The sequence below is a fragment of the Maribacter forsetii DSM 18668 genome, assembly GCF_000744105.1.
GTDB lineage: Bacteria > Bacteroidota > Bacteroidia > Flavobacteriales > Flavobacteriaceae > Maribacter > Maribacter forsetii.
The window spans coordinates 691088-706872 of sequence record NZ_JQLH01000001.1; the positions used below are offsets into that span (position 1 = coordinate 691088).

Annotated in this window: 13 protein-coding genes and 1 tRNA gene; 5 read left to right on the forward strand and 9 right to left on the reverse strand. The window is 34.8% G+C overall.

The window, feature by feature from the left end; all coding sequences use genetic code 11:
• Nucleotides 1-32: 32 nt before the first annotated feature.
• The 3 genes from P177_RS02890 to P177_RS02900 form a co-directional block, all read right to left on the reverse strand.
• A complete protein-coding gene (locus tag P177_RS02890; RefSeq protein ID WP_036151642.1) occupies nt 33-2333 on the reverse strand; it encodes a GumC family protein in 2301 nt (766 codons plus the stop codon).
• A gap of 65 nt (nt 2334-2398) precedes the next feature.
• Nucleotides 2399-3745 carry an undecaprenyl-phosphate glucose phosphotransferase gene (locus P177_RS02895; protein ID WP_036151645.1) on the reverse strand — a complete coding sequence of 449 codons (1347 nt, stop codon included), beginning with the start codon at nt 3743-3745 and terminating at the stop codon, nt 2399-2401.
• Between the two features lie 570 nt (nt 3746-4315).
• Nucleotides 4316-4795 carry a UpxY family transcription antiterminator gene (locus tag P177_RS02900; protein ID WP_036151648.1) on the reverse strand — a complete coding sequence of 160 codons (480 nt, stop codon included), beginning with the start codon at nt 4793-4795 and terminating at the stop codon, nt 4316-4318.
• A gap of 244 nt (nt 4796-5039) precedes the next feature.
• Between P177_RS02900 and P177_RS02905 the strand changes: the two genes are divergently transcribed.
• On the forward strand, nt 5040-5309 hold the full coding sequence (locus P177_RS02905; RefSeq protein WP_036151652.1) for a hypothetical protein: 270 nt from the start codon (nt 5040-5042) through the stop codon (nt 5307-5309).
• A gap of 170 nt (nt 5310-5479) precedes the next feature.
• Here the strand turns inward: P177_RS02905 and P177_RS02910 are convergent, their stop codons facing one another.
• From P177_RS02910 to dnaE, 6 genes are all read right to left on the reverse strand, one after another.
• The gene (locus P177_RS02910) at nt 5480-5743 is read right to left on the reverse strand and encodes a GIY-YIG nuclease family protein (RefSeq protein WP_036151655.1); all 264 of its coding nucleotides are present in this window, start codon (nt 5741-5743) and stop codon (nt 5480-5482) included.
• 139 nt (nt 5744-5882) lie between these two features.
• A complete protein-coding gene (locus P177_RS02915) occupies nt 5883-6146 on the reverse strand; it encodes a GIY-YIG nuclease family protein (RefSeq protein WP_036151657.1) in 264 nt (87 codons plus the stop codon).
• A gap of 55 nt (nt 6147-6201) precedes the next feature.
• Nucleotides 6202-6275: transfer RNA gene (locus P177_RS02920), tRNA-Asp, on the reverse strand.
• A gap of 72 nt (nt 6276-6347) precedes the next feature.
• A complete protein-coding gene (locus P177_RS02925) occupies nt 6348-7277 on the reverse strand; it encodes a DUF58 domain-containing protein (protein WP_036151660.1) in 930 nt (309 codons plus the stop codon).
• A 127-nt stretch (nt 7278-7404) separates the two neighbouring features.
• A complete protein-coding gene (gene trxA / locus P177_RS02930; protein WP_024481982.1) occupies nt 7405-7722 on the reverse strand; it encodes a thioredoxin in 318 nt (105 codons plus the stop codon).
• Between the two features lie 211 nt (nt 7723-7933).
• Nucleotides 7934-12370 carry a DNA polymerase III subunit alpha gene (gene dnaE, locus P177_RS02935; protein ID WP_036151664.1) on the reverse strand — a complete coding sequence of 1479 codons (4437 nt, stop codon included), beginning with the start codon at nt 12368-12370 and terminating at the stop codon, nt 7934-7936.
• Between the two features lie 401 nt (nt 12371-12771).
• On the opposite strand from dnaE, the gene P177_RS02940 reads away from it, so the two are divergent.
• The 4 genes from P177_RS02940 (at nt 12772) to P177_RS02955 (ending at nt 15784) form a co-directional block, all read left to right on the forward strand.
• The gene (locus tag P177_RS02940) at nt 12772-13335 is read left to right on the forward strand and encodes a 30S ribosomal protein S16 (RefSeq protein ID WP_036151667.1); all 564 of its coding nucleotides are present in this window, start codon (nt 12772-12774) and stop codon (nt 13333-13335) included.
• Nucleotides 13336-13348: 13 nt separating this feature from the next.
• Nucleotides 13349-13876 carry a ribosome maturation factor RimM gene (gene rimM / locus P177_RS02945; protein ID WP_036151669.1) on the forward strand — a complete coding sequence of 176 codons (528 nt, stop codon included), beginning with the start codon at nt 13349-13351 and terminating at the stop codon, nt 13874-13876.
• A gap of 112 nt (nt 13877-13988) precedes the next feature.
• Entirely contained in the window at nt 13989-15074 is a 1086-nt protein-coding gene (locus P177_RS02950; RefSeq protein ID WP_084684616.1) for a sensor histidine kinase, read from the forward strand.
• Nucleotides 15071-15784 (forward strand): LytR/AlgR family response regulator transcription factor, encoded by a 714-nt coding sequence (locus P177_RS02955; RefSeq protein WP_036151671.1) that lies wholly within the window; start codon nt 15071-15073, stop codon nt 15782-15784. Before P177_RS02950 ends, P177_RS02955 begins: the two co-directional genes overlap by 4 nt.
• Nucleotide 15785 lies beyond the last annotated feature (1 nt).

A 15785-nucleotide genomic window follows, 5' to 3' on the forward strand; every position in this document is an offset into this window, starting at 1 on the left:
ATAGCGGTACGGAATAAAATAGTTGTTCTATACTAAATTTTATTGCTATAACCGTATGATTCTGTTTCTGGTGTATGGTTTAGTAATACCATGGTATTGTTGAGCTTATGGTTGGTATAGATACTTTCTATTTTACTTAAATGCTCTTTTTTGGTGACATCTTTACGCACCACATAAATGGTACTATCTACATACTTATTAAGGGCAAAAGCATCAGATATGAGACCTATAGGTGGTGTGTCTATAATAATTTTATCAAATTGTTTTTTTAAAACTTCCATTAAAAGGTCATTGCGGTCATTTAGCAGCAAACGTCCAACAAAGGTATTGGTCATACCGGGCCCAATTAAGTATAAGCCATCTATAGTAGGATGCTGCTGTATGATTTGGCTTACGTCCATTCCTTTCTTAATAATAAAATCTGCAAGACCAGGTGAATTTGGTAAATCAAAATTGGACATAAGTTGCGGCTCACGAAGATCAAATGCAAGCAATGCGACTCTATTGCCGTTAGATGCCATGGTTACCGCTAAATTAGAAGCAATGTATGTTTTGCCTTCTCCTTTAACCGTTGATGTCACCAAAATGGTTTGATTGTTTTCTTTCTTTTTTAGATAATCTAAATTAAAAGAAAGTAGTCTAAATAGTTCAACTGTTGATGATGATGAACTTTCATAAGTGCTAAAGTCTTGCTTATCGTTATTTTCAGATATCTCACCTAGAAAAGGTGCAGTAACAACTTCAGTAATGTCACTAGCTTTAACGATTTTATTGTTTAAAGAATCCTTTATAAATATTAGTGAAATAGGAACAACAAAGCCAAATAATAATCCTGTTAAATAGAGTATTTTTTTATTCGGACTAATAGGAAACTTTCCAGCTTTTGGGTAGCTGACAATTCTTGTAGAAGACACTGGTGTAGCTAATGACAACACTTCTTCTTCTCTTTTTTGTAAGAGATATAGATAAAGCCCTTCTTTAGTGCCTTTGTCACGACTAATATCCAATAATTTTTTTTCCATAGCTGGTACTCTAGCCAACTGAGCATCAAATCTATTCGCATTTGCTTGTAAGTTACCTTTTGCTATAGAAAGACCATTTTTTGCACTTAGTACATTTTGTAAGATAGACTGACGCAAATTTACTAGGTTGGCATCTAGACTTACAAGCATTGGGTTAGAGGTGACGGCAGATTGTGATAAGCGTTGTCGCTCTAATAATATTTCGTTGTATTTACTTATTTGATTGGTTAAACTAGGGTCATTAATAGAATAACCGCCACCAATGGAGTTTTTAATAGATGTATTAAGTAAGGTTTGCTCAATTTGGGTCAAGATATTAATTTGACTTTGATAGTTGGCTACTTTCTCTTTGTAGTCGTTTGCCTGTTTTATGTACTCGTCGGCATTACTTGCAACATCTGTGACTGTATTTTGTGTTTTAAAATCAACTACCGATTTTTCAACATCTTGAATTTCACCAACTAAAAGATTTAATCTGTTATCAATCATTTTGATTGTATTTTCGGCTAGTTGGTTTTCATATTTAATGGTTTTGTCAATGTACGTCTCAATTAATTTTGTTAGTATATCTTCTCCTTTTTCAGAATGTGTTGAAATGTAAGTGAGGTTTAAAAGGCTACCTGTCTTATTAGCGGGTACTACATTAAAATTACGAAGGTAACCGGATGTAGTATCATCTTTATCTTTGATTTTGAAATAGAGCGGTAGTTGATTGTCGTTATTTGTAGAATCTAATTTTGATGTTATGGTAAAAGTGCCATACGGTAGATCAATTAGCTCTCCAAAAGCATGCTTTGATACTAATTCTTCCTTGTTGTGAACTGATCGTAACTCATAATTGATACTATCAAGTATTTTAACATAGATAGGTTGGTCGTAAATTAAATTATCAGAAGTTTCATCGGCAATTACCTTAATAGGCACATTTTTTCCATATATCTCTATATCTCGTATAGTACCCTCATGATAATACTCAATATTAAAGGAATTGTTGGTGATAACATTTTCCATAATCCCGTTAGAACTTAGAATACCAATTTCATCATCTATACTTTGCGAAGTTTTGATAAGCCCAATGTTACTGAAATTATCATTATCTCTAATGCCATTACCATTGTTGGTGTTGTTGATTAGAATCTTACCTTGAATTTCATAATTGTTAACTGCTAAATAGCGTATGTATAGGAAAGCTAGAAGTATTCCCGTTATGATACAGAGTATAAATAATTTCCAATGACCTACATATTTGTAAAGTGTGGAACGAAAATTGTTTTCATCGTCTATTTGTGCTTGGTAATTTGTATCGTTCATTTTATTCTAATAGCTAAACTATGTGTTCTTTAGGGAAGATAATAAATTGTTGTGTTTTAAATACCTTAATAAGCCTTCTGATCTGCAACAAATATATTAGTAACTGTGCGTATAATTATTTGAATATCTAAAAGAATAGACCATTTTTCCATATAAAATATGTCATATCTAACTCTATTGATAATATCAGATTTATGAATAATTTCCCCTCTATATCCTTTTACTTGAGCCAAACCAGTTATACCTGGTTTTAAAAAGTGACGTACTAAGTATTTCTCAACAGATGTTTCATACTCTTTGGTATGTACCTCCATATGCGGTCTTGGGCCTACAATACTCATATCACCTTTTAAAACATTAAAAAATTGCGGTAACTCATCAATACTGGTTTTCCGTAATATTTTACCAAGCTTGGTAACACGCATATCATTTTTTGTAGCCATCTTAGTATCGCTATCATCACTTTTAGTCATAGATCTAAACTTGTAACACCAAAACGTATTTTTATTGACCCCATGTCTTTTTTGTTTAAAGAATAATGGTCCTTTAGAATCTATTTTCATTAGAATAAATACAATAGGAACTAACCATGATAATACAGTTACGATAACAAATAACGAAAAGAGAATATCAAAAATGCGTTTTATAAGATTAGCGTAATCTAAATCTAATGGAGAAGCCCTTAAGTTTAAAACAGGTACCGAGTCATACAACTCAATAGACATGGCCCTTGAAAATAGTTCTTTGTTATCCGGTATAATTTTAATGCGTTTAAAACTATTGTCGGCAATGTTCATTAAATGCTTTATTTCATCTTTTGATAGACGAGAGGCCAAACAATATACTTCTTCAACATTGTTTTCAAATATATAATCAAAGCTACTTTGTATATCGCCTAGGTACGTTGGGCTGTTTGATTTATAATTATCAAAATACCCCATATATCTATAACCATACTCTGGGATATCAAAAATGCGTCTTATCTTTTTTAGATTTTTATCCCTACCTATAACCACTGTTCTGGTGTGTACATACTCTTTAGTTCTAACAAGATTTCTAGACCAGTAAAAAAATATTCTAAATAGCATTAACAATGCACAGATCATTAAATAAACTAAACTTAGGTATTGCCAAGAATATGGGTAAGGTTTAAGAAATGCAAAAGAGGTAAAGTAGACCAGCCCGAATAGTATATAGAGTTTAAAGAAATTTTTAAGACTCTGACTAAAACTTTCTCTTCTTGCCGTAGGGTAAAAATCTAAACTATAGGTGATGAAAAACCACGAGAGATTAATAAAAGCAATAGTGAAGGCATTTAAATATGTGATAGGTGTTAAGGCATATAGAGTGATGTTAACAATCAAAATATGCGCTAAGAACGAAAGTGGAATAACAAAAAATGATTTTTTCAATTCGCTGGGATTAAAACTTGATTAGGGACGTAAAGTAATGGCTATTAAAGCTTTTTGGTAGATTTGGAAATCAATACCATTGCTTGCTTTGAGTAAAAGGAATTCGGAATACTTATTGTTTAAAAAAAGAACTGAATTTTGAATTGGGTATAGCGCTCCGCATTGTCAGCCCCATTTTATAGAACCAATCGTAGCTGTGAAATTTTAAAAATGAAGTTACTTTAAACCTTCATTAAATTTTTACGGGGGAGTAAAATGTTAAACAAACTTAAGTAGCTTAAAGTTGCATTCCAAAAATTATCGACAACGAAATTATAAATTATGAAATGCAAATATTAATTGAAGTTTTACTTGGACATTGGCATAAATTAATGACAATTATTATCAATTTTCATGTGATGTTTTTGAATATGTAAGAATGAAATAGAGGATTATAATGTGCGTTTAATTGGTGAATACCCTAATGTTCGAAATGTAGATGAAATTCAATTTTCTAACCATTCGTATGACTTTGGTTACTTGAGTAATAAGGGAAATTAAAAAAAGGAAACTATAAGTGTAAACGAACTTTTATACAAGGTCTCTAATTTTCATATTAAGAACAACTCCCATGCCTTCTAGAACTAACTTAACACGTTTTTTACCTACTTCTATAATTTCTGCTTTTTGATCTTTTAATGCACCATATTTTATAGCTACTCTATCGCCAGATTCTAATTTGGTTAGACTGTAGTTTTCGACAGTATCGTCAGATAACCATTTTTTTAAAGTTTCCATTTCAATATCACGGACTATTGCAGGTTTTCCCAACCAAAATAAATAGCGAACAACACCTGGAACTTCAAAGACTTTTTGCCTATCGCATTCCGTAATATTTACAAAAACGTATGACTTAAATAAAGGTACTTCAATTGTCTTCTTTCTATCGCTCCATTGCTTCACTTCTTTGATCATTGGGCAATAGACATCTAGTTGATGAGATGACAACCTTTTGGCCACCTTCTTTTCATTTTTGGGTTTTACATAAAGTACGTACCAGTTTTTAGTCATAGGGTATAAACGTAGATTCTGTAATTAGGTAACACTCTTTTTGCTTTTCTAGTATTTATAAGCGCCCTAAAATAGGGATTTCGTAAGTGTTTTTTTGTTCTAAAGCCTCAGAATATTGTGAATTAGTAGTTTGAAGCACTGTAAAATTTGTTTCAAATAATGTTATTGTAAGAAAAAGATTACTTAATTTATACTATTATCATATTTAGGTCGTTTTAAATGTAACCCAAAATCTTATCGCCTTATGTTTTTAAATCTATTTAAGTCTAGTGCTAAACAAGTAAATAAACAATCTCTTTCTGAAAATTCAGTTTCTAATGAGTTGAACTCTTTATTAAATGATTTAACAATTGAAAGTCCTGAACATCACAAAGATTCCAAAGTAGAAAGTGCTATCAAAGAAAAGGCTGTTAAAGCTGTGTCATCTTTGGAAAGACAAATTGAGGAAAATCAGATTCTATACGCGAAAATAATGCAAGAGCGTATGATGAAATCGCGAAGAAAATTGGTTTAAATTGAAATCTTATTCATCCAGTTTAGTTATAAAGTAAAATCTAATGTATTTAAACAAAAAAAGCTCTCAATTTCTTGAGAGCTTTTTGCGGTCTGGATCTCGGCTGGTCCGAGACAAGCGGTTACTCGAACCCGCGACCCTCTCGGCTGAGCCGAGACAGGTATACTAACCTATTTTATAAGGTTCGTTTTTTGATTGAAAAGCCAAAGTAAGTATTGTCTATTTTGCCTTTTTAGCATTTTCTCTTTTATAAGCGCTTCTTTTTTAGAATTTAATTCTTCTGCATAAACGAGTTTCCAGGGTCCTTTGTTTTTGGTGTATGTTGTTTTACCTTGATTATGTTGTTCCAGTCGCATGGTATAATCTGTAGAATACCCTTTGTAGTAGACATCGTGCGAAGCAGAATAAATAATGTATACGTAGTGATTGGTCATAAAACAGAAAAAAGGTTACAAACAAAAAAAAGCTCTCAATTTCTTGAGAGCTTTTTGCGGTCTGGATCTCGGCTGGTCCGAGACAAGCGGTTACTCGAACCCGCGACCCTCTCGGCTGAGCCGAGACAGGTATACTAACCTATTTTATAAGGTTCGTTTTTTGATTGAAAAGCCAAAGTAAGTATTGTCTATTTTGCCTTTTTAGCATTTTCTCTTTTATAAGCGCTTCTTTTTTAGAATCTAATTCTTCTGCATAAACGAGTTTCCAGGGTCCTTTGTTTTTGGTGTATGTTGTTTTACCTTGATTATGTTGTTCCAGTCGCATGGTATAATCTGTAGAATACCCTTTGTAGTAGACATCGTGCGAAGCAGAATAAATAATGTATACGTAGTGATTGGTCATAAAACAGAAAAAGGTTACAAACAAAAAAAGCTCTCAATTTCTTGAGAGCTTTTTGCGGTCTGGACGGGACTCGAACCCGCGACCCCCTGCGTGACAGGCAGGTATTCTAACCAACTGAACTACCAGACCGTGGCGTTTAGCGAGTGCAAATATATGTGGTTTATTTAATTGCACAAACATTTTTTTTACTTTTTTTTCAATCTAGAGAAATTTATTTCTTTCTACGAGAAAAGTATTGAGCACTGTTGAGAAATCTCGGTGTATGTCAATGTCCACATATTTGATTTTATATTGAGCGCATTTCATTTTTATGTCAGATAAATACGCGGTAATACGTTCATTATAAGCTTCTTTAATATTATCGGCATATAAGTCTAAATGTTCGCCGGTTTCAACGTCGACAAATCTTTTGGGTGTATTTTCAAAATTGAAGTATAATTCGCGATTTTTATCGATCGGGTGAAAAAGTACAACATCGTGCTTATTATATTTCAAATGGCGGAGCGCTTCGAACAATTCATCATCGTTTTTTTCGGTCTGGAACATATCCGTAAATAGAAAAATGAGACTTCTTCGCTTAATATTTTCTGCAATTTGATGTAAATAAGTATAAGTGTTTGTTTCTTTTGGTGGATTTTTTGCTATCCCAACGGCACTTAACTGTGCCAATAACATTTGAAAATGACGCTCACTACCTTTTTCAGGTGCGTAATAATTATAGGCATCAGAGTAAATACTTAAACCTACGGCATCTCGCTGCCTTTTAAGCACGTTCATTAGCGCAGCGATAGCTAAGACGCTAAATCCTATCTTGTTTAAGGAATCAATGCTTAAATTGTCTACCTGCGGATAATACATAGAGGCAGAATTATCCAGTATCATGTGGCACCTTAAATTGGTTTCCTCTTCATAGCGTTTCGTATAAAGCTTATCTGTCTTTGCAAAAAGCTTCCAGTCTATATGTTTGGTGCTTTCACCATTGTTGTAGATTTTGTGCTCGGCAAACTCTGCAGAAAACCCATGAAAGGGACTTCTGTGTATTCCGCTAATGAAACCTTCTACTACTTGGTTAGCTAGTAGCTCTAGGTTTGAGAATAAAGATGACTTGTTTAATTCTGATTGTAGATTCACACTTCTAAAGATAATAAAGACGGTTGAACTTTTGGATGCAAGGAATTAAAATTATACTAAATAAAAAATCCTGCTTTTAGCAGGATTTTTTAAATTTTATATTCCCCCTTTGGGGGTTATGGGGCTTTTACAAAGCTGCGTCAATAGCATCTGTGTAAACTTTTTTAGGTGATACACCTACTTGTCTACTTACAATTTCACCACCTTTGAATACTAATACAGTTGGTATGTTACGTACCCCGTATTTAGCAGCGAATTCTTGATTTGCATCTACGTCAACTTTACCTACAACAGCTTTACCGTCATATTCAGTACTAACTTCGTCAATGATAGGACCTACCATACGACAAGGACCACACCATGCTGCCCAAAAATCTACTACTACTGGTTTATCGCTTTTTAAAACTACCTCGTCAAAAGTAGCGTCTGTTATTTCTAATGCCATCTTAATATCTTTTATTGATTATGCAAATTTAGTCAATTATTCTTCTGTTTCCTTACAGGCTAACAATTCGTTTTGCCTATTTAGGTATCAAGCTAATTTATCTATTTATATAGTTCTTTTCTTACATGTACCGCTAAATAATAGTTAAGTTTAGTTCATGTGGTATGCCTAAATCACTATGTCAATTGTAAAAAAAATAATAAATATTGCTCTAATTCAGTTTAAAGTGAACGTCTTGTTTTTCTAAAAGTTGTAATAACTCGGTCGAAATATTTACTTTTTGCTTTCTACTATTTAATGTTACCTTAATTTTTTCTTTCATTTCATAAACGATAAAGTTGACAGGGTGTTCACCTTTATGATTAGTGAAAGTGTCTTTTAACGTACGCACATTTTCCTCTTTTAGGTTGGCAATGTTCAGTTTTATCGTCAATTTTCTGGCATAGGTTTCCATTACTTCTTGTAGCAACATAAAGCTATTGAACTGCATTCTTGGATCTCCTTTTTTACCGGTATCTTTATTCATCCACCCATCACGAACAAATAATTTTACATAGGCAAAGGAATTGATCATTAAGAAGTGTCTGAATTTTAAATATTCCTCCCCAAAAATCCTAAATTCATAGGAGTCGGTATAATCCTCCATGGTAAATGCTGCCCAACCTTTTCCATTCTTGGACACCCTATGTTGTACATCTGTAATTACTGCGGCAAAGGTAAGTTCTCTGTTGACATAGGTAGGTAGATCATTTACGCAAGCTATGTTAGCATTGCAAAATGCCTTTACTTCTGTTTTGAAATCATCTAAAGGGTGACCAGAAATATAAATACCTACCACTTCTTTTTCTCTTCTAAGTTTTTCCATGGTACCCCATTCCTCGCATGGTGGTACTACTGGTTCTGGTATTTGTACCTCACTCGTATCACCGAAAAGACTTACTTGGCTAGAGTTTTCGCTCTCTTGAAATTTAGCTCCATATTTTATGGTCTTCTCTAAAAACGTGACTCCGTCTCCTTCATTATGAAAATACTGTGCTCTGTGTGTATCGCCAAAAGAATCAAATCCTCCTGCAACGGCTAAACTTTCAAATGCTTTTTTATTTGCTGCACGAAGATCTATTCGTTTTGCAAAATCGAATACGGATTTATAAGGTCCTTCTTCTTTTCTGTTTTCTACGATGGTTTCTACCGCACCACGACCAACACCTTTTACGGCACCCATTCCAAAACGAACGGCACCTGCATCGTTTACGGCAAATTTATAGTATGATTCATTAACATCTGGTCCTAGTACATCTAAGCCCATACGTTTACATTCTTCCATGAAGAAGGTAACCTGTTTAATGTCATTCATATTATTACTCAATACCGCCGCCATATATTCGGCAGGGTAGTGGGCTTTACAATATGCGGTTTGGTATGCGATCCATGCGTAGCAAGTGGAGTGAGATTTGTTAAAGGCATAGGCTGCAAAGGCTTCCCAATCTTTCCAAATCTTCTCTAGTTTATCAACTGCATGTCCTTTGGCTGAAGCTTGTTCAATGAACTTTGGCTTCATTTTATCGAGTACATGCTTTTGTTTTTTACCCATTGCCTTACGCAAGACATCGGCTTCACCTTTTGTAAAGTCTGCCAGCTTCTGCGACAGGAGCATCACTTGCTCTTGGTATACTGTAATACCATAGGTTTCTGCTAAGTATTCTTCGTTAGCATCAAGGTCATATACAATCTCTTCGGTACCGTGTTTACGTGCAATGAAACTCGGTATATACTCCATTGGACCAGGACGGTACAATGCGTTCATGGCAATTAAATCTGCAAAAACAGTAGGTTTTAACGCCCTCATGTGTTTCTGCATTCCAGGAGATTCATATTGGAATACACCAACTGTTTCTCCTCTTTGAAAGAGCTCGTATGTTTTTACATCATCTAACGGAAAATTCTCTGGGTCTAACTCAACACCGTGTTTTGCTTTTACGATCTTAACGGTATCCTTAATCAAGGTCAGCGTTTTCAATCCCAAGAAATCCATCTTCAACAATCCGGCATCCTCCACAACGGAGTTGTCAAACTGAGTACAGTACATTTCGGAATCCTTGGCAAGTGCCACGGGTACGAACTTGGTAATGTCATCTGGGGTAATAATAACCCCACAGGCATGAATACCGGTGTTACGAACAGAACCTTCTAAAACGTACGCCTGATTTAAGGTTTCTGATTCAGGACCATCACCTTCGGAAATTGCTAAAAGCTCATTTATCTTTTCTAAATCTTCTGATCTAAATTTCGACCTCAAGATTTTTTCATCGACCCCAATTATCTTTTTCAGCTTAGACATATCGGGTATGAGCTTCGCCATGCGATCTGAATCTTGCAAAGGCAAATCTAACGCACGAGCTGTATCTCTAATGGCAGATTTAGCAGCCATGGTACCATAAGTGATAATCTGTGCTACTTGATTTGAACCATATTTATCGATTACATAATCCATTACGCGACCTCGCCCTTCATCATCAAAATCAATATCAATATCGGGCATACTTACACGATCCGGATTTAAGAAACGCTCAAAAAGTAAGTCGTACTTAATGGGGTCTAAATTCGTAATCCATAAACAGTAAGCAACGGCAGATCCTGCAGCAGATCCACGACCAGGACCTACGGATACATCCATAGTTCTTGCTGCCCTAATAAAATCTTCTACAATCAAGAAGTAACCAGGGTAGCCCGTTTTTTCGATTACCTGAAGTTCGAAATCTAGTCGCTCATCAATAGCGGGAGTAATTTCACCATATCTTTTCTTTGCGCCTTCATAGGTAATGTGGCGTAGAAATTTATTTTCACCACGTTTGCCACCATCCAACTTGTCTTCCTCGAACTGAAATTCTTCAGGAATATCGAACGCAGGCAATAGTACATCACGTGCCAATGTGAAAGTCTCTACTTTATCAACGATTTCTTGAATATTGATGATAGCTTCAGGGATATCCTTAAAAAGCTCTTTCATCTCATCAGATGACTTAAAGTAATATTCTGAATTGGGCAATCCGTAACGATAGCCACGACCACGACCTATTGGGGTAGCTTGTTTTTCGCCATCTTTTACGCAAAGAAGAATATCATGCGCATGTGCATTTTCTTTTTCTGCGTAGTAGGTATTATTGGTGGCGACCAATTTTACATTGTGCTTTTTGGCAAACTGTATCAAAACTTGGTTTACACGATCTTCATCTTCTTGACCGTGGCGCATGATTTCAATGTATAAATCATCGCCAAAAGTTTCTTTCCACCAAATTAAAGCTTCTTCTGCTTGATTTTCACCAACGTTAAGTACTTTACTAGGAACCTCACCATAAAGGTTTCCTGTCAGAACCATGACATCTTCCTTGTACTGCTCAACCACTTTTTTATCGATACGAGGCACATAGTATTTACCCGAAACGAAGGCAATAGATGACATCTTGGCTAAGTTCAAATAACCTTTTTTACTCTTGGCGAGCATTACTATTTGGTAGCCGTTGTCTTTTTGTGATTTGTTAGTATGATCTTCACAGACCTGAAACTCGCAGCCTATTATAGGAGTTATTTCTTGTTCAGGTTCCGGTAGTTCGGTTAAGGGCTCTTGATCTTCCTCTAAAGTGCCGTTTTGTGTGGCTTCAAATCTTTTCTGATTTGCTTCATTTCTAGAAACAACACCTTTGTTATGATTTAACACTCCGTTTACAAAATGAAAAGCACCCATCATATTTGCATGATCCGTCATGGCAACTGCAGGCATTTTGGCTTTTGCAGCAGCTTTGACCAAATCAGGAACGCTTATGGTGGATTGTAATATGGAGAATTGTGTGTGATTATGTAAATGTGAGAAACTTGCGTTCTCTAAAGTAGCCAAGTTTTCTTCTATCTCTTCTTGAGAAACTCCGCCAGTATCTTTTGCCCAAAGAGCATCGGCAATTTTTTTCGATGCTTTTTTAAGGTTGATGTGTTTAAGACCGATAAGTTCAATTTCCTGCGGATTAGCCTCAGAGAAATTCTTGAAATAATCGGGTTGAACATCTAATTGTTCTTTTGTATACTGTTGCTTACGGATAAGTTCTAGAAAACAACGTGTGGTTGCCTCAACATCGGCAGTTGCATTATGCGCTTCGCCAAAAGGCTCTCCGAATAAATATTGGTGCAATTCTGTTAATGTTGGTAACTTGAATTTACCACCTCTACCACCAGGGATCTGGCATAATTGTGCCGTGTGCTCTGTACAGGTATCTAAAACAGGAAGTTCTTGTAACGGATTTTCAACACCCAAACGATGAAATTCAGCACCCATAATATTTAAATCGAAACCTACATTCTGCCCAACAATGAATTTTGTTTTAGACATGGCAATGTTGAATTTCTCCAAAACCTCTGCAAGAGAAATACCTTTTTGTTCTGCAAGCTCAGTAGAAATACCGTGAATTTGCTCGGCGTCATAAGGAATGTTGAATCCCTCTGGGCGAACTAGATAATCTTCATGCTCAATGCATTTTCCCATATCGTCATGCAGCTGCCATGCAATCTGTATGCAACGTGGCCAGTTGTCTGTGTCTGTAATAGGTGCGTTCCAGTTTTTTGGAAGACCGGTAGTTTCGGTATCAAATATGAGGTACATAGCGAATTTTCTGTGTGTTCAAAAGCGGTCAGTTACGTGACCTAAAAAGTGCCTATAAAATTACTAAAAAGTGCTTGTTAGAAAAAGCGGAGTTGCTAAGAGTTATTAACGAGTGGTTTTTATGAGTAATAAATGAATAGTATAGTTAGAATTGTGCTTGCTGATTAATAGCTGGAAGGCTAGTGTATATGGTGTTTACTGTTAGGTAATTGTATTTTTGAATCTTCTGTTTTGCATTTTTGAAAAAGCCAATTGAAATAACTTGAATTCATTGTTGCCAATTCAGCATTTTAAATTATATTTGCACCCGCTTTCGGATTAGCTTTGCTGGCTGATGGCGAACGAGTTAAAAAAACTAGAATTAATAATCAAGGGTCGGGCACCCTACAAATTAATGTGATATGCCAGTAAAAATTAGATTACAAAGACACGGTAAAAAAGGAAAACCATTCTATTGGGTAGTTGCTGCAGATGCAAGAGCTAAAAGAGATGGTAAATTCTTAGAGAAATTAGGTATCTACAATCCTAATACTAACCCTGCAACAATTGAACTTGATATTGATAGTTCTGTAAAGTGGTTACAAAACGGTGCACAACCAACTGATACTGCTAAAGCTATTCTTTCTTACAGAGGTGTACTTTTAAAGCATCATTTATTAGGTGGTGTTCGTAAAGGTGCATTAACTGAAGAGCAAGCTGAAGAAAAATTCAATGCTTGGGTTACTGAAAAAGAAGCTGCTATTGCTGATAAAGTTGGTGGTATTGATAAAGTTAAAGCTGATGCAAGAGCTGCTGCCTTAAAAGCGGAAAAAGAAGTAAACGATAAGCGTGCTGCTGAAGCTGCCGCTGCTGCTTTACCAGAAGTTGCTGAAGGTGAAAACGCTGAATCTGAAGTAGAAGCTGTTGAAGCTGCAGGTGAACCAGAGCAAGCTACTGAAGCTCCTGCTGCAGATGATAAAGCATAATTTTTAAGAAACGATGCGTAAGGAAGATTGTTTCTACCTAGGTAATATCGTTTCAAAATATAGTTTCAAAGGCGAGGTATTAGTAAAACTAGATACCGATGACCCCGAGATATACGAAAACATGGAATCAGTATTCGTTTCTTTAGGAAACAATCTGGTTCCATTTTTTATTAAAAGATGCCGACTTCATAAATCTAACTTACTTCGTATAGATTTTGAAGAGGTGAAATCAGAGTCCGATGCGGATCGCATTATGAAATCCGGACTCTATCTACCCCTTACCATGTTGCCGACGCTTAAAGGCAATAAGTTTTATTACCATGAAATTATCGGTTTTAACATGATAGATTCTGTTCACGGTGATATTGGTATAATACAGAGCGTTAACGATACTACAGCACAAGCTTTGTTTGAAGTGGAGAAAGACGGAACACAATTATTGATACCTGTAAGTGACGATATTATCACTAAAGTAGATCGTGAGAACAAGAGTATTTTTGTAACTACACCTGAAGGTTTGGTTGATCTGTATTTGTCCTAGTTTTTATTTTCTTTTTGCAGGTACTATTTAGGAGAGTAAATACTAAAAGATAAAACCAATAAAGATTACTATTAACAGTAATTAATAGTAGAAATAGTATTAATTTTTCATCATGGATATTAGATTGATGAAGTTTTTACGAAAGCCTAATTTTTTTGGTGCAAATGATATTAAACCATGGCATCATTTTTTATTCTGGTCTGTATATTTCATCTTCAATACTTTTCGTTGGTCATTTATACATGACAATTTTCTATTGTCACTACACACCAACATAATTGGGTTTCCAATACATATGTTTTTAGCGTATTTAAATGCTTATTATTTAATGCCAAAGTTCATCTATAATAAAAAGTATATCCAATACACGCTTTTTATAATAGCAGCATTAATACTAATGCTATTGGTAAAATTTAATCTTACTTATTGTTTGGTAAGTAAAGATGTAATGCCGGAAAGTTCAGAAATTATCGATAGGTTAACTATTGGTTTTGCTGTGCAAAGTATGATAGGTGAAGTGTACGTAATATCATTTTTTACAGCTATAAAATTAACCGTAGATTGGATTAGGGAAAGTAGTAAACTTCATGATTTAGAAAAGCGACAACTTAAAACGGAACTTCGTTTTTTAAGGTCTCAGGTCTCACCACATTTTTTCTTTAATACCTTAAATAATATATACTCTTTAACCTTAGAAAAATCTGATCAGGCACCAGAAGTTATTTTAAAATTATCGGAATTGATGCGATACTTGCTGTATGCCACTAAAAAACAGCGTCAAGATTTAACAAGTGAAATTAATTGTATAAGAAATTACATAGATTTGGAACGTATTCGGTTTGATGATTCTTTAAAGATTGATATGAATATTTCTGGTGATCTTACGAATTGTAAGATTCCGCCTATGCTTTTGATTCCTCTTATTGAAAATTGCTTTAAACATGGGGCAAATAAGAATATTGGGGAAATGAAGATTAAAATCGATGTCAAGGTAGAGGACGGATTTATGGATTTTAAAGTGTCAAATTCCATTCCGCTCGTAAATACAGAATATGTATATCCTGTAAAACGCGGAGGTATAGGACTCTCCAATGTAAAAAAACGTTTAGAGTTAGGGTATGATAAAAATGATTACGAATTAAAGATATTTGAGAAGGATAAAATGTTCAATGTTGTTTTAAAGCTTAAGGTAGTATGATTTTGAAAGTGATAGTAGTAGATGATGAACCGTTGGCAATAAATGTGCTTAAAAACTATTTAGAAAGAGTTAAGGAATTGAAATTAGAAGGTACCTTTTCTAATGCGTTAGATGCATCGACTTTTTTAAGAGATAACCAAGTAGATATTATGTTCTTGGACATTAATATGCCTTTTCTGGATGGATTGGAATTTTTGAGTACCCTACATAAAAAGCCGTTTGTCATTATGACCACGGCACATGAAGAGCATGCATTAAAGAGTTTTGAGCTTGAGGCGATAGATTATTTGGTTAAGCCTATTTCATTACCACGTTTTTTTAAATCTGTAGATCGTGTAATAGGGCTAAAGAAAGGTTTTGGCAATAGCTCTTTGGAAAAGGACGAGAAGCCATCTATTTTTGTGAAGGTCGATAAAAAGAAACTTCAGAAAATATATCTTGAGGAAATAATGGTCATAGAAAGCCTTAAGGATTATATCAGGATTATTACCCCTACTGCTAAATATATCATTCATAGAACACTGAGCAGTTTTACAGATGAACTCCCTGGAGATAATTTTATCAGAATACATCGATCTTTCACGATTGCAGTAGATAAGGTAAATGTAGTTGAAGGAAATAGTGTTGAAATTGGCGGTATTAGATATACCATTGGTAGAAGCTACCTTGCAGATGCAAAAAGTAGAATATTAAATAACTTAACAGATTAGA